This is a genomic window from Streptomyces sp. L500, assembly GCF_054551825.1.
The window spans coordinates 24,069-43,057 of sequence record NZ_JBTOLC010000009.1 but is presented as its reverse complement, the minus strand read 5'-3'; the positions used below and the strand labels follow the sequence as shown (position 1 = coordinate 43,057).

The following is an 18,989-nucleotide window of genomic DNA, read 5'->3' as shown; positions in this document are numbered from 1 at the left end:
AAAACCGCCCCGACCGGCAGGTGCCGGTCGGGGCGGTGTGGCGTGCGTACGGCCGGACGGCGGTGAGCCGTCCGGGCCGGGCGCGTCAGGCCAGGGTCGCGATGGCCTCGTTGAAGGTCGCGGACGGGCGCATGACGGCCGCGGCCTTGGTCACGTCGGGCTGGTAGTAGCCGCCGATGTCGGCCGGCTGCCCCTGGACGGAGTTCAGCTCGTCGACGATCTTCTGCTCGTTCGCGGCGAGCGTCTCGGCGAGCGGGGCGAAGGCCTTGGCCAGGTCCGCGTCGTCGGTCTGCGCGGCCAGCTCCTGGGCCCAGTACAGGGACAGGAAGAAGTGGCTGCCGCGGTTGTCGATGCCGCCGACGCGACGGGTCGGGGACTTGTCCTCGTTGAGGAAGGTCGCCGTGGCGCGGTCGAGGGCGTCGGCGAGGACCTGGGCGCGCCGGTTGCCCGTGGTCTTCGCGAAGTGCTCCAGGGAGGGGACCAGCGCGAAGAACTCGCCGAGCGAGTCCCAGCGCAGGTAGTTCTCCTTGACCAGCTGCTGGACGTGCTTGGGGGCGGAGCCGCCGGCGCCCGTCTCGAAGAGGCCGCCGCCCGCCATCAGCGGGACGACCGACAGCATCTTGGCGCTGGTGCCCAGCTCCAGGATCGGGAACAGGTCCGTGAGGTAGTCGCGGAGCACGTTGCCGGTGACGGAGATGGTGTTCTCGCCGCGGCGGATGCGCTCGACGGACAGCTTGGTCGCCTCGACCGGGGACAGGACGCGGATGTCCAGGCCCTCGGTGTCGTGCTCGGCCAGGTACTGCTCGACCTTGGCGATCAGGTTGGCGTCGTGGGCGCGGGTCGCGTCGAGCCAGAAGACGGCCGGGTCGCCGGTGGCGCGGGCGCGGGTGACGGCGAGCTTCACCCAGTCCTTGATCGGGGCGTCCTTGGTCTGGCAGGCGCGGAAGATGTCGCCGGCGGAGACGGTCTGCTCCAGGACGACGTTCCCGGCCTGGTCGACCAGGCGGACGGTGCCGGTGACCGGGATCTCGAAGGTCTTGTCGTGGCTGCCGTACTCCTCGGCCTTCTGGGCCATCAGGCCGACGTTGGGCACGCTGCCCATCGTGGCCGGGTCGAAGGCGCCGTGGGCGCGGCAGTCCTCGATGACGGCCTGGTAGACGCCCGCGTAGCTGCTGTCGGGCAGCACGGCGAGGGTGTCGGCCTCCTGGCCGTCCGGGCCCCACATGTGGCCGGAGGTGCGGATCATGGCCGGCATGGAGGCGTCGACGATGACGTCGCTGGGGACGTGGAGGTTGGTGATGCCGCGGTCGGAGTCGACCATCGCCAGGGCCGGGCCCTCGGCGAGCTCGGCCTCGAAGGACGCCTTGATCGCGTCGCCCTCGGGCAGCGCCTCCAGGCCCTTGAAGATGCCGCCGAGGCCGTCGTTCGGGGTGAGGCCGGCCGCGGCCAGGGCGCCGCCGTGCGCGGCGAAGGTCTTCGGGAAGAAGGCGCGGACCACGTGGCCGAAGACGATCGGGTCGGAGACCTTCATCATCGTGGCCTTGAGGTGCACCGAGAACAGCACGCCCTCGGCCTTGGCGCGGGCCACCTGGGCGGTGAGGAACTCGCGCAGCGCGGCGACGCGCATGACGGACGCGTCGACGACCTCGCCGGCGAGCACCGGCACGGACTCGCGCAGGACGGTGGTGGAGCCGTCGTCACCCGCGAGCTCGATGCGCAGGGCACCGTCCTCGGCGATGATCGCGGACTTCTCGGTGGAGCGGAAGTCGTCGGCGTCCATGGTGGCGACGTTCGTCTTCGACTCGGCGGACCAGGCGCCCATGCGGTGGGGGTGGGTCTTGGCGTAGTTCTTCACCGAGGCGGGGGCGCGCCGGTCGGAGTTGCCCTCGCGCAGGACCGGGTTGACGGCGCTGCCCTTGACCTTGTCGTAGCGGGCGCGGATGTCGCGCTCCTCGTCGGTCTTCGGGTCGTCCGGGTAGTCCGGCAGCGCGTAGCCCTGCTCCTGGAGCTCGGCGATCGCGGCCTTCAGCTGCGGGATCGAGGCCGAGATGTTCGGCAGCTTGATGATGTTGGCGCCGGGCGTCTTGGCGAGCTCGCCGAGCTCGGCGAGGGCGTCGGCGACGCGCTGGCCCTCCTCGAGGTACTCGGGGAACCCGGCGATGATCCGGCCCGCCAGGGAGATGTCACGGGTCTCCACAGTGACCCCGGCCTGCGCGGCGTAGGCCTTGACCACGGGCAGGAAGGAATGCGTCGCCAGGGCCGGGGCCTCGTCGGTGTGGGTATAGATGATGGTCGAGTCAGTCACCGGGTGCTCCGCTCCACGTCTATAACATTGCTTGACATCAAGATATCTCGTACCGGGCGTCTCTTCGACAGGACCCCGTCCCCGGAGCACCGGGACGGGACGCGGCGTACCGCCGGGGCGGCACCGATGCCCACCCCGGCGGTACGCCGCCGGCCCGCCGCCCGGGAGGTCAGGCCCGGTCGCGGGCCTGCCGGCGGCGCGCGGCCAGGACGATCGCGGTGCCGCCGGCCGCCAGGGTGCCGGCGCCCGCCAGGGCCATCAGGGCGGTGCGGTCGTCGCCGCCGGTCTCGGCGAGCTGCCCGCCCTGGGCGGCGGGAGCGTTCGCGGCCTTCACGGCGGCGGGCGCTGCGGCGGCGCCGGGGTTCCCGTCCCCCGCGGCGGTGTGCGGGGCGGGGGCGGCGGCCGCGTGCCCACCGTCACCACCGTGCCCGGCATGGGAGACGGTCGACTTGTGGGCGTCGGCGGCGATCTGCTGCTCGCCGGGGGCGGCGGCGAGGGGCGTCTTCGCGTTCGCGGACCGGCCGAAGTCCACGTCGGAGCACGTGTAGAACGCCTCGGGGCTGTCCGAGCGCTGCCAGACGCTGTAGATCAGATGGCGGCCCGACCGCTTCGGCAGCGTCCCGCCGAAGACGTAGCTCCCGTTCCGCAGCGTCGGGTCGGTGACCTTGGCGAACGGCTTCGCCTCCAGGTCCGACCACTTCAGCGGCTTCTTCGGGTCGTACCCGTCCTTCGTGATGTACAGCTCGAACGTGCCGCGGTGGGGCGCGGTCGCCCGGTAGCGGAACGTGTGCGCGCCGGGCGCGAGCCGCGTCCCGGGCCAGTCCGCGCGCGGCAGGTCCAGCCCCCGGTACTTGGCGCGTCCGGCGCTACACAGTTTGCCGTCGGGAATGATCTGCCGGTGCCGGCCGGCGGCGGTGCCGATGTTGACCTCGTTCCAGTCGTACAGCGGCTGGGTACCGCCGGCCGCCACCAGCGCCTTGCACGCGGCCGAGCGCGGATGCTCGGGCCCTTCCGCGAAACAGGCCGCCACCCGGCTCACCGGGTCCGACATCGAACCGTGGGCGTCGGCCGGGCCGCCGGCCAGGAGCGAGAGCGCGAGCGGCCCGGCGGCGAGCACACCGACCCGTGCGGCACGGCGCGCGGTCGTACGACGAACATGCATGGGGGGTCTCCTTCGTGAAGCGGAACGCCCCGCACGCTAGCCGCGCCGGCCTGCGCAAACGCCCGCCAGAGGCGGTGACGGCCGATCCTTATGGCCCTCTTAAGGCGCCCCTGAGACGGCGCTCAGGCCGCGCGCCCCGGCCCCGCCGCCGGCGGCGGGCCGAGCGGCGCGGGTGGCCGTCGTTCAGGGCGAGCCACATGCGGACCTCCGTGCCGCCGAGTACCGAGCGGCCGACGCGGATGTCCCCGCCGGTCGACTCGGCGACGCGGCGGACGATGTCCAGGCCGAGGCCGGTGGAGCCGGGGCCGCCCGCGCCGTGGCCCCGGCGGAGGGCGGCGCCGGGGTCGGCGATGCCCGGGCCGGCGTCCGAGACGAGCACGATCACGGCGTCCTCGCCGTGGTGGACGTCGACCGCGAAGGCGGTGCCCTCGGGGGTGTGGCGGAAGACGTTGCCGAGCAACGCGTCGAGCGCGGCGACGAGTTCGGGGCGGGGCACCGGGACCCGGGCCGTCGCGCCGGCGCCGGCGAGCCGTACCGTGCGACCCTCGTCCTCGGCGAGCGCGGACCAGAAGGCCATCCGGTCACGGATCACCTCGCAGGCGTCGCAGCCGGGCGCGGGCCGCGCCTGCCGCTCGCCCCGCGCCCGGGCCGTGCGGATCAGCTGGTCGACCTCGCGTTCCAGCTGGGCGACGGCGGAGCGGGTCTGTTCGGCGGCCGGGCCGTCGCCGAGCGAGGCGGCGTTGAGACGGAGGACGGTGAGCGGGGTGCGCAGCCGGTGGGAGAGGTCGGCGGCCAACTCCCGTTCGTCCTCCAGGAGCCGTTCGATCTTGTCGGCCATGGAGTTGAACGACGCGGCGGCGGCCCGCAGTTCGGCGGGGCCGTCCTCGCGGACGCGCACCTCCAGCCGCCCCTCCCCGAGCGCGCCGGCCGCCTCGGCGAGCCGCTCGGCCGGGCGCACCAGGCGCGTCCCGAGGCGGTCGGCGACGGCGACCGAGCCGACGACCAGGCCGAGGCCCACCCCGGCGAGGATCAGCCAGGAGCCGGTGACACCGGCGCCCACCGCCTCGTGCGGCACGTACACCTCCACCACCGCGAACTCGCCCGCCGCGAGGGCCGTCGGCTGGAGCAGGACGTAGCCGCCGGGCACCGGCGCGACGGCGGACCGGCCGCTCCGGGCCGTCTCCACATCGCGCGCGGCTGCGCGGCCGCGGCCTATGCGGTACGCCTCACGGGCCCCCGCGCCGGCGGTGCCGCCCGGCACGTGGACGGCCAGCCGGCCCTCTCCCCCGGCCTGCGAGCTGGCGACCGCCCGTTCGAGCTGGCCTCGGTCGGTGGTGATGGCGAGCGCGGGCCGGATCTGGGCGGCGCGGCGCTCGGCGTCGGCGAACGCCCGGTCGCGCGCGAGCTCCCTGACCACCAGCCCGAGCGGCACGGCGAAGGCGAGCACCACCATCACGGTGACGGCGAGCGAGACCCGGATCAGCGCCCATCTCACGCGTGCTCCACGGCCGCCGGCGGCGCCTCCAGCTTCACCCCGACGCCCCGGACGGTGCGCAGGTAGCGCGGCCGGGCGGCGGTCTCGCCCAGTTTGCGCCGCAGCCAGGACAGGTGCACGTCGATGGTCTGGTCGTCGCCGTAGGACTGCTGCCACACCTCGGCGAGGAGTTCCCTGCGGGGTACGACGACGCCCGGCCGGCCGGCGAGGTAGGCCAGCAGGTCGAACTCCCGCCGGGTCAGGTCGAGTACGACGCCGTCGAGTTCGGCGTGGCGCCGTAACGGGTCGACCGTCAGCCCGCCCACCCGCAGCACCCTCGGCGGCTCGGGCTCGCCCGCCCCGCCGCCACCGCCCCCGCCCGCCCGGCGCAGCACGGCGGCGATCCGGGCCGTCAGGTGGGCGCCGGAGAAGGGCTTGACGAGATAGTCGTCGGCGCCGTCGGTGAGCAGGCGGACGATCTCGGCCTCGTCGTCCCGCGCGGTGGCCACGATGACCGGCACGTCGGTGATGCCGCGCAGCATCTTCAGCGCCTGCGCCCCGTCGAGGTCCGGCAGCCCGAGGTCGAGGACGACGGCGTCGAAGCCGACCTGCGCCACCTCCCGCAACGCCTCCAGGGCCGTGCCCACGCTGCGCACGGTGTGCGCGGCCTCGGTCAACTGGCGGATGAGCGCGGAGCGCACGAACGGATCGTCCTCGACGACGAGCAGTCTTGCCATGGGCCGCACCGTACGCCATACGGGTGAGGCAGCATGAGCCGGATGAGGCGAGGCATCCTGCACTTCCTGGCGTGGGCGCTGGCGACGGCGGTCGCCATGGCGCTGTCCTGGTACGGGGTCCGCACGGTGCTGACGGACACGGCCCACGAGCCGCCCCGCGCCCTCCCGGCCCCGGACCCCACCCCGCCCCCGTCACCCCCGCCGCTCCCGCCGCTGCCGCCGGCCGCCTCGGCCGTTCGGCCCTCGCCGTCCCCGCCGTCCCCGTCCCCGCCCGCTCCTCCGCCCGTCGCGGCCTCCCCCGCCGGCGGCGCGGTGCGGAGTTTTCCGGTGCGGGGCGGCCGGGCGGTGTTCGCCCTCGGGGAGACCTCGGCGGCGCTGGTCTCCGCCGCCCCGGACGAGGGCTGGCGGATGCGGGTGTGGAAGCAGGACGGCTGGATCCGCGTCGACTTCACGGCCGGCCCACGCGCCAGCTCGCTCTTCGTCACCTGGAACGGCCACCCTCCGCTGGTCCGCACGGTGGAGAACTAGGCGCCCGCGCCCCTTGCGGGGCGCGGTACGGCCTCAGCGCTTGGGGATCTCGTCCCACAGCTGCTGGGCGGTCTTCCCCGTGCGGGCGCGCCACCACTGGTCGTCGCCGTCGTACGAGCCGTCGTGCCCGGCGACGTTCAGCTTGCGCACGATGTCGCCGTCGTAGCGCGTGGCGACCTGGTTGAGGAAGTACGCCGTCGTCCGGTAGGCGTCGGTGTACTTGTCGGACGACCCGACGGAGGCGAGTCCGCCGTTCTCGAAGTGGTAGTTGCGCACCCAGTCGGCGACACCCTCCACGAAGTGCCCCGGGAGGACGCGGTTCTGCTGGATGATGTGGACCTGCTCGTGGATCAGGAAGCCCGTGTCGCCCGGGTTGCGGCGGACATAGTCGGGGTTGACGCTGACCATGTCGCCCATGGCGTAGGCCACCCCGGTGTTGGACCGGTCGAACACGATCCGGTACCCGGCGGGGGCCGCGTGGGCGTCACCTATGATCAGCGCGACCGTCTTGGGGAACCACGCCTCCAGGACCGGCTTCCGCTCCTCCAGCCAGCCGGCCAGGTCGGGGGCCTGCCCGGCGTCCAGGGTGATCCGCACGTCCTGGCCCGGCTGCGGCTGCGGCCGGGAGGTGCCGACGGGCACCAGTTCCCAGCGCTGCCCCGGGTCCCGCCCGTCCGGGCTCCGCAGCCCCAGCGCGATGCCCTCGCCGATGGCCGTCAGATAGCGGTCGCCCTCGTCGCCGCGCGCGGTCTTGACGCGGTACGAGCCGTCGCCGGCGTCCTCGAAGAGCCAGCGCTGGTTGGCGTCGCCGTGCTCGGGGAACAGGTGGGTGACCCCGGCGCTGAAGTCGTAGTCGAGCGCCATGCCGTGGCCGGGGGCGTGCGTGCCCCGGGTCAGGGCGGTCTCCAGCAGCCACGAGCCGTTCTCCTTGGCCCAGAAGACCCAGCTCTGGGCCTTGGAGCCGTTGGGCTTCCAGCCCTGGACGCGGTTGCCGGTGGTGATCTGGCTGGAGTTGACGTCGACGGTCAGGCCGTTGCCGGACCGGAGCGTGAACTCCTGGCCGTTCTGCGGTGTGGCGGGCATGCTTCCGTGCCTTTCGATAATGGGGGGTTGGTGGGGATTCAGTCGGTGACGCGGAAGCCGTGCTCCGCGCCCAGCTTCTCGAGGGTGGTCCGGCCGGGGACGCCGTCGGCGTCGTCGCCCTCGTAGCCGCAGCGGCTCTGCCACTCGGCGTAGGCGTCCCGTGTGCTGGTGCCGAAGGAGCCGTCCAGCCACTCGGCGGCCAGCAGGCCCTCCGCGCGCAGGGCGCGCTCGACGACGAGGACGTCGTCGCGGTGGGTGGTCGCGCCCTGCGGGGCGTCGGGGTCGGTCCCGGCGGCGGCGATCACGTTCGCGAGGCTGACGTCGGGGACGTCGGTGGCGTCATCGGCATCGTCGGCGTCGTCGCGCGCGACAAGACCCTCGCCCGGACCGGCGGCGAGGAGCGCGGACCGCGAGATGGCGCCCGGGTCCCAGTGGTCGTTGCCGGGGACGTTGGCGTGCCCGTAGTGGCCGCCCTCGTCGTGCCAGGTGTCGCTGTCGCGGCTGGTGGCCTCCGAGCCGTCGGAGGCGAGGTCGCCCGCCGGCCAGACGTCCGGGACGCCCCAGGAGCGGACGGCCTCCAGCAGCGCGGCGAAGTTCGGGCCCGGCTGCCAGTAGCCGGTGAAGGGCTCGCCCGCCCGGGCCAGCACCTCGACCTGGACGCAGACGCGGCCCGTGCGGTTGGTGCGGTCGTCGCCGTCGTTGCGCAGGGCGCGGGCGCTCTGGTCCAGCGGGCCGAACTGGCCGAGGCGGTCGGTCGTGGGGTCGTAGAGGAGGTGCGGCTCGGCGCCGATCTCGATCAGGTAGTCGGCCGTGGAGTCGAACTCCGCGTCGCCCGCGCCGCTTTCGGTGGTGTGCCAGACGACGCGGGCCGGCTCGTCGGGGGTGTCCATGTCGCCGCCGATGTCGCCTTCGCCCAGGCGTTCGGCACCGGGGATCCAGGTGATGCCCATGGGGGGTGTGCTCCTCGTGCTCGCGGGCGTGTCAGTTGGCGAAGGCCTGGGTCCAGCGGCCGCCGTTGCCGGGGGCGAAGCCGGCGCCGAAGCGGCTGTATCCCCGGCCCAGGATGTTGTTGCGGTGACCTTCGCTCTTCATGAGCATGTCCATGGCCTGGCGCACGTCCGTCACGGGCGCCGCGTTCTCGGCTCCGCCGAAGAGGTTCTGGACGCCCGCCTCCCGGAAGCGGTCGAAGAACGAACTGCCGTTCGAGCCGTTGTGGCCGAGGAAGTTGTTGCGCGCCTGGTCCTCCGAGTGCCGCTGAGCCGCCAGGGACAGCCGGTCGTCGAGCCGCAGCGGCGGCACGCCCGCCCTCGCCCGCTCCTGGTTGACCAGGCTCAGCATCAGCTCGACGGCGGAACCACCACCGCCGGGCTGGGGCTGGGGCTGCGGCTGCGGCTGCCCGCCGGCCTGCCCGCCCTGGCCGGAGGACGAGACGCTCTCCAGCCGCCACCGCTGCGCGTCGCTGCCGGAGTCGGACTTCCACACGCCCAGGAAGCGGCCGGCGCCGTCGGCGGTCAGGTAGGCGTCGCCGTCCTCCGTGCGCAGGCTCTTGAGGCGTACCCAGCCGTCACCGGCGTCCTCCAGCCGCCACAGCTGGTTGGCCTGCCCGTGCTCCTTGACCAGGTGGGCCCGCCAGTTGGAGAAGTCGTAGTCGAGGACCATCGCCTCGCCGGGGCCGTGGGTGCCCTGCGTCAGGCCCGTCTCCAGCAGCCACGAGCCGTCGGCCTTGGCCCAGAAGACCCAGCTCTGGGCGCGGGAGCCATTGGCCGACCAGCCCTGGATCCTCGTGCCCGGCGCCGTGCTGCTGTGGTCGACGTCGGCGACCACGCCGGTCGCCGAGCGGAGGACGTATATCTGACCGTTCTGCGGAGACATTTTCTCTGTGCCAACCGATCTTTGTCGCGGTGAATTGCGTTTCTGCTCCACTCATGTTGCCGAGGGCGGATCAACGGCCGATCGACAGGAAATAGGAGAATGCTCGACGACACGTTCACGATTCGTCGATTTTTTGTGTGGCATGGTGATCAACAGCGCGTCACCCCACGTCAGGGCGTGTCGGCGAGCATTCACCGAATCCAGGAGAGATAAACCATGGCCGGAGCCAGGGAATTCATCAGCGTCGCCCGGGAAGAGATCGGATACCAGGAGGGCTTTTCCGACGGGCACTGGGACAACGACAACAAGTTCGGCCGCTGGTACGGCATGAACGAAGAGGCGTGGTGCGGCATGTTCGTGAGCTGGGTCGCGGACCGCAGCGGGAACGGCGACATAGTGCCGCGCTACGCGTGGTGCCCGGCGGGTGTGGAGTGGTTCCAGGAGCGCGGTCGCTGGAGCGAGTACCCGGCCGTCGGCAGTGTGGTCTTCTTCGGCCCCGGCGGCGGCAACCACACCGGCATCTGCGTCGGCTACACCGACGACGAGATCACCACCATCGAGGGCAACACCAACGACTCCGGCTCGGCCGAGGGCGACGGCGTCTACCTCAAGACCCGGCCGCGCAAGTCCTCCTACGTCTATGGGTACGGCGTCCCGGAGTTCCCCGAGGGAGCCGTCGTGGCCGACCCCGACTGGAAGGGGCGCCCCGGCATCGTCCACTTCGGCGAGCAGGCCGACGAGTCCGACATCCCGGCCGGCGGCGGCGCCCCCGCGCCCCGCGAGGAGGCCCGGGAAGAGGAACAGCAGGACCGGGAAGAGGAACAGCGGGAGCCGACCGACTCCGACCCCCGCCAGGTCGTGATCGACGGCCTGGCCTACGGCCCGGGGAGCAGCGGCGAGCACATCACCCGCCTGGGAGAGATGCTGGTGCGGGCCGGCTGCGGCGCCTACCGGGTGGGGCCGGGCCCGGAGTGGACGGAGGCCGACACCGAGTCGGTGCGCCGCTACCAGCGGATGATCGGTGACACGGGGGCCGACGCGGACGGCGTCCCGGGCCCCCGGCAGCTGGCCCGGCTGATCGAGGAGTACGGCCGCTGAGCCGCGGGGCGGGGCATCGCCGCGAGGCGACGCGCCCCGCCCGCCGCGGCACCCCGCCGGATCACCGGCGCCGGTGCACAATTCCGGTCAAGGTCCAATAGCCGTAGTCCAGTTGAGACAAGCGTCAACTGTCCCCTCCCTCAACCATACGCAGGACAATCAAGCTTCCCGCACGTCCCGGGGCCATCGGAGCCGAGGCGAGTCAATGCGCCAACCACCTACTGGTCGTTGACGCCTGCCACACGCACATGCGTACGCTTCTCAATAATCCCGTTCCGCTTCAGCGGACCGGCGTGCGCGCGACACCGTTGGCGTTCGGCCCACTCCCCACGCTCGTGGCCCGGTGAACACGGAGGTCCGGCAGCTTGAAGACACATACCCACTCATGGCCCGCGTGGCCCAGGTACACCCCGCAGACCGAGGAGCGCCTGCTCGCGGCGCTGCGGTCGGGCCGCTGGACGGTCAGCGGCGCCTACACCGGCGAGCGGTCGTTCGAGGAGTCCTTCGCGCGGGCCTTCGCCGAGTATCTCGGCGCCGCCCACGCGGTCCCCACCTGCAACGGCTCGGCGGCGCTGACCGTCGCCCTGGAGGCGCTGGACGTCGGCCCCGGCGACGAGGTGCTCGTCCCCGGCATCACCTGGGTGGCCTGCGCCTCCTCCGTCCTGCGCGTCGGCGCGACCCCCGTGCTCGTCGACGTCGATCCGGACACCCTGTGCATGTCCGTCGCGGCGGCCGAGGCGGCGCTCACCCCCAGGACCAAGGTGGTCATGGCGGTGCATCTGTACGGGTCGGCCGTGGACCTCGACGCCATGGGGGAGCTGACCCGCCGGCACGGCCTGGCGCTGCTGGAGGACTGCTCCCACGTCCACGGCGCCACCTGGGACGGGCGTCGCCTGGGGAGCTTCGGTGACGCGGCGGCGTTCAGCCTCCAGCAGACCAAGCTCCTCACCTCCGGCGAGGGGGGCGTCGCGGTGACCTCCGACCCGGAGATCCACTCCCGCCTCTACCGCAAACGGGCCGACGGCCGCCGGCACCGGACGGGCACCCCGCCCGGTGAGCTGGAGCTGGAGGAGCTGCCCGGCGTGCAGGGGTACAACTACTGCATGAGCGAGTTCAACGCGGCCGTCGCGCTGGACGGGCTCGGCCGGCTCGACGAGGAGAACGACCGGCGCAGAGCCTCCATGCGGCGACTGGAGGAGCTGATCAAGGACATCGAGGGCGTGTACCCGCTCGTCCGGCCCGCCTCGCTGACCGCCGAGGCCGCCTACCAGTTCTGTGTCCGGCTGCGTCCCGAGGTGTTCGGCCACGGGGCCAAGCACAAGGTCGCCGCGCTGCTCTCCCAGCAGCTCGGGGCGCACATCGAGCCCGTCGACTCGGCACTGAACCGCAACGACCTCTACCAGCCGCTCAGTTCGGGCTGGGTCAGGGCCGGGGCCGCCCCCCGGCGGGCCCGGGAGCTGGACCCGGCGCGGTTCGAGCTGCCCGTCGCCGAGGCCGCGGGGGAGAACGCCGTCGTCCTCCCGCACTGGATGTTCCTCGCCCCGCCGGAGCGCATGGAGCTCGTGGCCGCGGCGCTGGAGACGGCCCGGACCCGGCTCGGCGTCGTCTGACGCCGCGCGGGGTCCACGTCCCCGGCAGCCCCGCCCCACGCAGCAGCCCCACGTAGAAAGGGCACGCCATGAACTCCCGTACAGCGCCGGGCGCCGCCGCCGTGCGCACGGTGACGGCGACCGGCAGCGGCACCCTCACCCAGGGCGACGCCGTCGATTTCCTGCACACCCTGCCCGACGCCACCGCCCGGCTGGTGGTCACCTCCCCCTGGTTCACCGGCCCCTTCACGCCCTCCTCCACCGACCCCACCAGCCCCGGCTTCGCCAAGTGGCTCGACCCGTTCGTGGCGGAGATCGCCCGGGTGCTCCGGCCCGACGGCAGTCTCGTGCTGGAGCTGGGCTGCTGCTGGGCCAAGGACGCCCCGGTGCGCACCGTGCAGAACTTCTCCGCGATCGCCGGCCTGCTCGCCGGCGGCGACTGGCACCTGCTCCAGGAGTTCTACTGGTACAACCCCGGCTTCCTGGACACCGACGTGGCGTGGTCCGACCGGCGCCGGGAGCGCTTCGACGACTGTGTGAGCACGTGGTTCTGGCTGGCCAGGACACCCGACGTACCGGTGGACGTCCGGGGGGTGCGCGGCTTCCAGAACCACCTCACCCGGGCGTACGGCAACTTCCTCGTCCTGGGCGACTCCGCGGCCGACGACCGCGGCCCCGGCGACGCGTCCGGCGATCCGTCCGGCGAGCGGGAACGGGCCCACGCCGAGCGCTTCCCGGTGGCGCTGCCCGAGTACTTCATCCGCCTGCTCACCCGGGAAGGCGAACTCGTCGTCGATCCCTTCGCCGGGACCGGGGCCACGGCCCTGGCCGCCGAGGCCACCGGCCGCGCCTGGGCGTGCAACGACTTCTCGGACGAGGCGACCGGGATCGCCGAGCGGCGCATCGACGCTTTACGAAGGTGATGGTGATGGACTCCCAGCTCCCTCCCCCGGCCCCGGCCGACCCCCGCGACCCTCATGGCCCCCACGGCTCCCACGACTCCCCGCCGCCCCTGACCGAACGGCACTTCTCCCTCGGGGACCGGCGCGTCCGGGTGCTGCTCGGGCACGACTGCCTCGACGACGTGGCCCAGGCGCTCACCGGACTGGACGCGGACCGCTTCGTGTTCGTCACCGACGACACCGTCCAGGGCGTGGTGGCGAGCAAGCTCGCGGGGGTCGTCGAGCAGACCGCGCCCGCCCTGCTGCTCTCCCACCCGCCCGGCGAGGCGCACAAGAACCTGGCCACGCTCTCCCGGTTCATCGACCTCGCCCTGGACTTCAAGGTCACCCGCCGCTCCGTCGTGGTGGCCGTCGGCGGCGGCATCCCCGGCAACATCGCCGGGCTGCTGGCCGGGCTGCTCTTCCGGGGCATCCGGCTCGTCCACGTCCCCACCACCGTCATCGCCGCCTGTGACTCGGTGATCTCGGCGAAGCAGGCCGTCAACACCGCGCACGCCAAGAACACCGTCGGGCTGTACCACCCGCCCGAGCTGATCGTCGTCGACTTCGGCGTGGTGGCCATGGGGTCCCCGCGCGACATGCGGTCGGGCACCTGTGAGACCGTCAAGAACGCGCTCGCCATCGACCCCGGCCAGATCCCCACCCTGCGCCGGCTGCTGCGCCCCCGGGCCGACTACACCGCCTCCGACCTGGAGGAGATCTTCGAGCTGAGCCTGGCGGTCAAGAGCCGGCTGCTGCTGGAGGACCCCCACGAGAAGTACTCGGGCGTGCTGCTGGAGTACGGCCACACCGTCGGCCACGCCCTCGAACTCGCCAGCGCCGCGCCCGGCTCGGGGGCCGTCCCCGTCAAGCACGGCGAGGCGGTGGCCCTCGGCATGGCCGTCGCGGCCGACGTCGCCCACCGGCTCGGCGCGCTGGGCACGGACGCCGTCGCCACGCACGAGGAGCTCATCGAGCGCGTCGGCGTGTGCCGCTGCCTGACCGCCGGGCTGGACACGGACACGGTGATGCACCACATCGGCTTCGACAACAAGCGCGGCTACGAGGCCCACACCTCCTCGGACGTGCCGATGGTGCTGCTGGGCGCGCTGGGCGTCCCGCTCGGCCTCGGCCAGCACTACCTCACCCCCGTCCCCCGCCGGGAGGTCCGGGCCGCCGTGGACGAACTGCTGCGCCGGGGCCGCGAGTGCGGCGGGGGCCACGACCGGGGGCACGATGCCCATGGCTGAGATCGTCACGGCCCGCGCCCCCCTGCGGATCTCCCTGGCGGGCGGCGGCACCGACATCCCCAGCTACTCCGCCCGCCACGGCGGACTGGTGATCGCCTGTGCCATCGACCGCTACGTCGGCGTCACCGTCCACCCCCGGGAGTTCCGGGGCCGGCTGCGCACCGCCACGGACTCCTGCGAGACCGTGGCGGAGGCGGCGCGGCACCCCGACCCCATGCTGCGGGCCTGCCTTACGCGCGCGGGGCTGCTCCGGGACCGCCAGGTCACGGTTTTCGGCGACGTGCCCAGCGGCAGCGGGCTGGGCGGCTCGGCGGCCCTGGCCGTCTCCGTGCTCCACGCCGCCTCCCACCCCCACGCCCCGGAGGCGGACGCGCTCGCGGAGACGGCGAGCCGGATCGAGATCGAGGACCTGGGCCGGGCCGTCGGCAAACAGGACCACTACATGGCGGCCCACGGCGGCGTCCGGCTGCTCCGCTTCGCCCCCTCCGGGCAGGTGGAGACCGAACGCCTCGACCTCGACCCGGGCGTGCGCGCCGAGCTGGAGGAGCGGCTGCTGCTCTTCTACACCGGCATCAGCCGCGACGCCGGGGACATCCTCTCCGAGCAGAACCGCCGTACCCTGGCGGGCCACGGCGACGCGCTGGAGCGCCTCCACGCGATCCGGCGCATCGCCGACGACATGGCCGACTGCCTGCGCAAGGGCGACCTCGACGGCGTCGGCCCCCTCGTCGAGGAGCACTGGCGGCTGAAGTCACGGCTCGGCACGCGTGTCAGCAGCCCCTGGCTCCAGGGCCTCCACGACCGGGCGCTGGCGGCCGGCGCCGCCGGCGGGAAGCTGCTGGGGTCCGGCGGCGGCGGGTTCCTGCTGCTGGTCTGCGCCCCCGACCGGCGGCAGGCGGTGCGCCGGGCCATGACGGGCGCGGGCCTTGTGGAACTGCGCTTCCGCTTCACCGAGCACGGCTCCCGGGCCGTCGCCCTGCCCCTGTGAACCACGCCCACCACCACACCACCGCTCCCACCGCCCCCATCGGCCACACGAACGCACACCGAGCGAAGGGCGATCCAGCCGTGCTGGTCACCGTCGTCACCCTCACCCGAAACCGGCCCCACCTGCTGGAGCGCGCCCTGCGCAGCGTCCAGCGGCAGGACCTCGACGCCCCCTTCCGGCACCTCGTCGTGATCGACGACTGTCACGAGACCTATACGTTCCTGCGCTCCCGCGAGCCGCTGCCCGCCAACGTCCGCTGGCTGCTGGCCGGGCGCGGCCCCGGTGACGTCTCCGGGCCGGGACGCTCGGCACGGCTGCGCAACATGGCCGTCCGCGCGAGCCGCGCCCCCTGGATCGGCTTCCTCGACGACGACAACGAATGGGAACCGGACCACCTCAGCAGCCTGCTGGAGTGCGCCGGGCGGACCGGCCACCGCGCGGTCCATTCCCACCTGCGGATGCTCAACGCCGACGGCAGCCCCTATCTGGAGCCGCGCGAGCCCTGGGCCCGCGACCCGGTGGAGGGCCGCGCCCAGTGGGCGCGGATGCGCGCCAAGGGCGTCGTGTCCCCAGGCGACTGTGTGCGGCGGGACCGCCTCGACCCGCCGGGTACGGAGGATCCGGTCGTCTCCGTCGACACCGGCGAGTGGCTGCTGGCCCGCGAGCTGCTCCTGGAGGTGCCCTTCCGGGACGTCTACGACGCCCACGACGAGGCCGAGTCCATCGGCGAGGACGACAAGCTCGCCATGGACCTCCGCACCCGCGCCGAGCCGGTGTCCTGCACGGGAAGGGCCACCCTGCGCTACTACCTCGGCGGCTACTCCAACAACTTCTCCCTCCCCTTCGACCCGACCTTCTCCTGGCGGGACTCCGGGGAACCCGAGGCGGTCCGATGACGTACCACATCGAGAACGGAAGGGTGGTCACCCCCGAGGGGTGCGAGCTCAACGTCGCCCACCACTGCAACCTCGGCTGCGCCTCGTGCAGCCACCTCTCCCCCGTCTTCACCAGGTCCTTCATCGCGCCCGAGACGGCGGCCCGCGACCTGGCCCTGCTGGCGAAGTCCTTCCGGGCCCAGTTCGTGAAGGTCCTGGGCGGCGAGCCCCTGCTCCACCGGGAGCTCGTCACCATCCTGGACTCGGTGCGCGCCAGCGGCATCGCGCCGCGCATCGTCGTGTGCACCAACGGCATGCTGCTGCCGCGCATGCGCGAGGACTTCTGGGCGGCGGTGGACGAGGTGGAGATCTCCGTCTACCCCGGCAAGGAGATCCCCGAGGAGAAGATGGCCCGCGTCCGCGAGCTCGCGGCGGACCACGGGGTCACCCTGACCCTCCTCCACTACTCGCACTTCCGCTACTCCTACTCGGAGTTCGGCACCGGCGACGAGCGGCTGGTGCGGCGGATCTACTCGACGTGCCAGATCGCGCACGTGTGGCGCTGCCACACCGTGTTCGAGGGCCACTTCTTCAAGTGCCCGCAGTCCGTGTTCCTCCCCCGGGTCCTGGACGACGTCGCGGACCCGTGGGAGGACGCGCTGGAGATCACGGACGACCCGGGGTTCGCGGACCGGCTGCTGGCCTACCTCCGGTCGCCCGAGCCCCTGCGGGCCTGCCGCAACTGCCTGGGCAGCGCCGGGCGGCTGATGCCGCACGAGCAGCGCACCCGGCGCGACTTCCGGCTGCCGCAGCGGCACCCCACCGAGGACCTCACCGACCGCGCGTTCCTGGAGCTGCTGGACCGCACCCCCGACGCGGACGACGGCTGCGCCGTGGACAGCGCGGCGGAATGGCGCTCCCGGCTGAGCGGGACCGCCGCGGGCCCGGCCTCCGCCTCCACCACCCACCACACCCCCGAGGGGACCTGATGCGAGCTCTGGTGACCGGCGGCTCCGGCTTCATCGGCCGCCATGTGGCCCGTCGCTTCCACGAGGAGGGCCACGAGGTCCTCGTCGTCGACACGCGGTGGACGCCCGACGACCCGTTCCCGGGTGCGGCGCTGAGCGTGACCGCGCGGCGGGAGCTGACCGACCTGTTCGCCTCCTGGCGGCCGGACGTGGTCCTCCACCTGGCGGGCGTCGCCGACGCCCGCGCCGTGCTGGCCGACCCGGTGACCGCGATGGACGTCAACGTCACCGGCACCACCGCGGTGCTCGACGCCTCGGCCTCCTCCGGTGTCTCCCGCGTCGTCCTCGCGGGCAGCTGCTGGGTGTACAACGCCATGCGGATCGAGGCGATCGACGAGGACGAACCGTTCCTGCCCACGGGCGCGGGCCACTTCTACACCACATCGATGATCGCCAAGGAGCTGCTGGCCCGCGACTACGCCCGGCTCCACGGCCTCGCCTCCACCGTCCTGCGCTACAGCCCCATCTACGGCCCCGGCATGTGGCCCGGCCTCGTCGTCTCCGCGTTCCTGCGCGCGGCGGCCGAGGGCCGGGAGCTGACGGTCTTCGGCGACGGCACCGAGCGCCGCGCGTTCCTCCACGTCCACGACCTCGCCGACGCCTTCCACCGGGCCACGGCGCCCATAGCCGCGGGCCAGGTCTACAACCTGGAGGGGCCCGAGATCCTCACCACCGGGGAGCTCGCCGAGCGGGTCTCCGCGCTGTTCGGCGGGGTGCCCATCACCTACCGCGAGGAGCCCACCCGGCGCGGTGAGCTCGTCTACTCCCAGCGCTTCGTCTCCACCGCCAAGGCCCGCGCCCAGCTCGGCTGGGCCCCCAGGATCACCATCGACGAGGGGCTGCGCATGGAGCTGGAGCACCGCACCGACCGCAGCGGCACGGCGGAGGTGGGCGGCCGATGACCGAGGCGCGGGTGGTGCCCGTCAAGCCCGACTTCCCGGCCGAGGACATCGCCGAGGTGCTCGCCGCCGTGCGCACCGGCCTGGAGACCGGGCAGCTCACCCAGGGCGCGCAGGTCGAGGCCTTCGAGGCGGAGATGGCGGCCTACACCGGCGCCCGGCACGCGGTCGCCGTCGCCTCCGGCACGGCCGCGCTGGTCTGCGGGCTGCGGGCGCTGGCCGGCGAGGCCGGCGGCGAGGTGCTCGTACCGGCCAACTCCTTCTACTCCACGGCCGCCGCGCCCCTGCTCGCCGGGCTGCGGGTGCGGCTCACCGACGTGGACGCCGCCACCCTCGCGCCCGGCGTCCGCGAGCTGGAACAGGCCGTCACCGACGCCACCACGGGCGTCCTGATCGTCCACATGGGCGGCATCGTCACCCCGGACGTCGAGGACATCGCCGACTGGTGCGCCCGGCGCGGGCTGTGGCTGTTCGAGGACTGCGCCCACGCCCACGGCAGCCGCCTGGACGGGCGCCACGCCGGGACGTTCGGCGCGGCCGGGGCGTTCTCCTTCTTCGCCACCAAGGTCATCACCTCCGCCGAGGGCGGCATGGTCACCACCGACGACGACGAACTCGCCCGGCTCGTCCGCCTGTACCGCAACCTGGGCAAGCCCGAACCCTGGCGCAGCATCCACACCGTGCTCGGCGAGAACGCGCGGATGAGCGAGCTCCACGCCGCCGTCGGCCGCACCCAGCTCCGTCGCCTGGACGCGTTCCTGGCCGTCCGCGACCGGCTCGCCCGGCGCTACACCGACGGCCTGGCCGGGATGCGCGGCGTCCGCCCGCTGCTGCCCGGGCACTCGCCGGCGAGCTGGTACAAGTACGTCGTCGTACTGGACCCCGGTGTGAACAGGCAGCGGCTGCGGGAGCGGATGCGGGACGCCGGGGTGCAACTCGGTGGCGAGATCTACGAGATGCCGCTGGACGCCCAGCCGGTGTTCGAGGGCCGGTTCCCGCCCGGGGAGCACCCCGTGGCCGCGGACCTGTGCGCCCGGCACATCTGCCTGCCCCTCCACACCCGCATGAGCGACGACGACACCGACACCGTGCTGCGCGCCCTCGACAAGGCCCTCGCCGAGGAGGACGTGACCCTGCCCCCGAGGCACTGACGGAAAGGG

The 18,989-nt window shown here is 73.3% G+C and carries 17 protein-coding genes; 10 read left to right on the top strand and 7 right to left on the bottom strand.

Features of this window, described 5'->3' with window-relative positions; all coding sequences use genetic code 11:
* Positions 1–85: 85 nt before the first annotated feature.
* From ACX9I7_RS11685 to ACX9I7_RS11670, 4 genes are all read right to left on the bottom strand, one after another.
* Positions 86–2,305 carry an NADP-dependent isocitrate dehydrogenase gene (locus ACX9I7_RS11685; RefSeq protein WP_459387263.1) on the bottom strand — a complete coding sequence of 740 codons (2,220 nt, stop codon included), beginning with the start codon at positions 2,303–2,305 and terminating at the stop codon, positions 86–88.
* A 169-nt stretch (positions 2,306–2,474) separates the two neighbouring features.
* Positions 2,475–3,467, bottom strand: coding sequence for a lytic polysaccharide monooxygenase auxiliary activity family 9 protein (locus ACX9I7_RS11680; protein ID WP_459387262.1), 993 nt, complete (start codon positions 3,465–3,467; stop codon positions 2,475–2,477).
* A gap of 88 nt (positions 3,468–3,555) precedes the next feature.
* Positions 3,556–4,962 (bottom strand): sensor histidine kinase, encoded by a 1,407-nt coding sequence (locus tag ACX9I7_RS11675; RefSeq protein WP_387567658.1) that lies wholly within the window; start codon positions 4,960–4,962, stop codon positions 3,556–3,558.
* Complete coding sequence (locus tag ACX9I7_RS11670; protein ID WP_459387261.1) at positions 4,959–5,678, bottom strand: response regulator transcription factor; 720 nt, start codon at positions 5,676–5,678, stop codon at positions 4,959–4,961. Before ACX9I7_RS11670 ends, ACX9I7_RS11675 begins: the two co-directional genes overlap by 4 nt.
* Positions 5,679–5,720: 42 nt before the next feature.
* On the opposite strand from ACX9I7_RS11670, the gene ACX9I7_RS11665 reads away from it, so the two are divergent.
* Positions 5,721–6,206: a hypothetical protein gene (locus tag ACX9I7_RS11665; RefSeq protein ID WP_387567654.1), complete on the top strand. Its 486-nt coding sequence runs from the start codon at positions 5,721–5,723 to the stop codon at positions 6,204–6,206.
* A 33-nt stretch (positions 6,207–6,239) separates the two neighbouring features.
* Here ACX9I7_RS11665 and ACX9I7_RS11660 read toward each other — a convergent pair whose 3' ends face one another.
* From ACX9I7_RS11660 to ACX9I7_RS11650, 3 genes are read right to left on the bottom strand one after another with little or no spacing between them, the layout of a single operon-like run.
* Positions 6,240–7,289, bottom strand: a complete 1,050-nt coding sequence (locus ACX9I7_RS11660; RefSeq protein WP_459387260.1) for a basic secretory protein-like protein — start codon at positions 7,287–7,289, stop codon at positions 6,240–6,242.
* Positions 7,290–7,327: 38 nt separating this feature from the next.
* Positions 7,328–8,239 (bottom strand): peptidoglycan-binding domain-containing protein, encoded by a 912-nt coding sequence (locus tag ACX9I7_RS11655; protein ID WP_459387259.1) that lies wholly within the window; start codon positions 8,237–8,239, stop codon positions 7,328–7,330.
* A gap of 31 nt (positions 8,240–8,270) precedes the next feature.
* Positions 8,271–9,161 (bottom strand): CAP domain-containing protein, encoded by an 891-nt coding sequence (locus tag ACX9I7_RS11650; protein WP_459387258.1) that lies wholly within the window; start codon positions 9,159–9,161, stop codon positions 8,271–8,273.
* Between the two features lie 216 nt (positions 9,162–9,377).
* Between ACX9I7_RS11650 and ACX9I7_RS11645 the strand changes: the two genes are divergently transcribed.
* The 9 genes from ACX9I7_RS11645 to ACX9I7_RS11605 all read left to right on the top strand — a co-directional run bounded on the left by ACX9I7_RS11645 (position 9,378) and on the right by ACX9I7_RS11605 (position 18,980).
* Positions 9,378–10,259 (top strand): peptidoglycan-binding protein, encoded by an 882-nt coding sequence (locus ACX9I7_RS11645; RefSeq protein WP_459387257.1) that lies wholly within the window; start codon positions 9,378–9,380, stop codon positions 10,257–10,259.
* 365 nt (positions 10,260–10,624) lie between these two features.
* Complete coding sequence (locus tag ACX9I7_RS11640) at positions 10,625–11,869, top strand: DegT/DnrJ/EryC1/StrS family aminotransferase (RefSeq protein WP_459387256.1); 1,245 nt, start codon at positions 10,625–10,627, stop codon at positions 11,867–11,869.
* A gap of 68 nt (positions 11,870–11,937) precedes the next feature.
* Positions 11,938–12,771: a DNA methyltransferase gene (locus ACX9I7_RS11635; protein WP_387567642.1), complete on the top strand. Its 834-nt coding sequence runs from the start codon at positions 11,938–11,940 to the stop codon at positions 12,769–12,771.
* Positions 12,772–12,776: 5 nt separating this feature from the next.
* A complete protein-coding gene (locus ACX9I7_RS11630) occupies positions 12,777–14,039 on the top strand; it encodes a 2-deoxy-scyllo-inosose synthase (RefSeq protein ID WP_387567640.1) in 1,263 nt (420 codons plus the stop codon).
* Complete coding sequence (locus ACX9I7_RS11625; protein ID WP_459387255.1) at positions 14,032–15,027, top strand: GHMP family kinase ATP-binding protein; 996 nt, start codon at positions 14,032–14,034, stop codon at positions 15,025–15,027. The genes ACX9I7_RS11630 and ACX9I7_RS11625 overlap by 8 nt, the downstream gene beginning before the upstream one ends.
* Positions 15,024–15,923, top strand: coding sequence for a glycosyltransferase family 2 protein (locus tag ACX9I7_RS11620; RefSeq protein WP_387567636.1), 900 nt, complete (start codon positions 15,024–15,026; stop codon positions 15,921–15,923). Before ACX9I7_RS11625 ends, ACX9I7_RS11620 begins: the two co-directional genes overlap by 4 nt.
* The gene (locus tag ACX9I7_RS11615) at positions 15,920–16,891 is read left to right on the top strand and encodes a radical SAM protein (protein ID WP_459387254.1); all 972 of its coding nucleotides are present in this window, start codon (positions 15,920–15,922) and stop codon (positions 16,889–16,891) included. The genes ACX9I7_RS11620 and ACX9I7_RS11615 overlap by 4 nt, the downstream gene beginning before the upstream one ends.
* Complete coding sequence (locus ACX9I7_RS11610) at positions 16,891–17,832, top strand: NAD-dependent epimerase/dehydratase family protein (protein WP_459387253.1); 942 nt, start codon at positions 16,891–16,893, stop codon at positions 17,830–17,832. Before ACX9I7_RS11615 ends, ACX9I7_RS11610 begins: the two co-directional genes overlap by 1 nt.
* A complete protein-coding gene (locus ACX9I7_RS11605) occupies positions 17,829–18,980 on the top strand; it encodes a DegT/DnrJ/EryC1/StrS family aminotransferase (protein ID WP_387567630.1) in 1,152 nt (383 codons plus the stop codon). The genes ACX9I7_RS11610 and ACX9I7_RS11605 overlap by 4 nt, the downstream gene beginning before the upstream one ends.
* The last annotated feature ends 9 nt before the right edge of the window (positions 18,981–18,989 follow it).

Bases quoted from the DNA above. Each gene is read 5' to 3' on its own strand.
- ACX9I7_RS11680 (WP_459387262.1), bottom strand. From the start codon at position 3,467: ATGCATGTTCGTCGTACGACCGCGCGCCGTGCCGCACGGGTCGGTGTG.
- ACX9I7_RS11625 (WP_459387255.1), top strand. From the start codon at position 14,032: ATGGCTGAGATCGTCACGGCCCGCGCCCCCCTGCGGATCTCCCTGGCG.
- ACX9I7_RS11645 (WP_459387257.1), top strand. From the start codon at position 9,378: ATGGCCGGAGCCAGGGAATTCATCAGCGTCGCCCGGGAAGAGATCGGA.
- ACX9I7_RS11610 (WP_459387253.1), top strand. From the start codon at position 16,891: ATGCGAGCTCTGGTGACCGGCGGCTCCGGCTTCATCGGCCGCCATGTG.
- ACX9I7_RS11650 (WP_459387258.1), bottom strand. From the start codon at position 9,161: ATGTCTCCGCAGAACGGTCAGATATACGTCCTCCGCTCGGCGACCGGC.
- ACX9I7_RS11660 (WP_459387260.1), bottom strand. From the start codon at position 7,289: ATGCCCGCCACACCGCAGAACGGCCAGGAGTTCACGCTCCGGTCCGGC.
- ACX9I7_RS11605 (WP_387567630.1), top strand. From the start codon at position 17,829: ATGACCGAGGCGCGGGTGGTGCCCGTCAAGCCCGACTTCCCGGCCGAG.
- ACX9I7_RS11670 (WP_459387261.1), bottom strand. From the start codon at position 5,678: ATGGCAAGACTGCTCGTCGTCGAGGACGATCCGTTCGTGCGCTCCGCG.
- ACX9I7_RS11615 (WP_459387254.1), top strand. From the start codon at position 15,920: ATGACGTACCACATCGAGAACGGAAGGGTGGTCACCCCCGAGGGGTGC.
- ACX9I7_RS11665 (WP_387567654.1), top strand. From the start codon at position 5,721: ATGAGGCGAGGCATCCTGCACTTCCTGGCGTGGGCGCTGGCGACGGCG.
- ACX9I7_RS11635 (WP_387567642.1), top strand. From the start codon at position 11,938: ATGAACTCCCGTACAGCGCCGGGCGCCGCCGCCGTGCGCACGGTGACG.
- ACX9I7_RS11655 (WP_459387259.1), bottom strand. From the start codon at position 8,239: ATGGGCATCACCTGGATCCCCGGTGCCGAACGCCTGGGCGAAGGCGAC.
- ACX9I7_RS11630 (WP_387567640.1), top strand. From the start codon at position 12,777: ATGGACTCCCAGCTCCCTCCCCCGGCCCCGGCCGACCCCCGCGACCCT.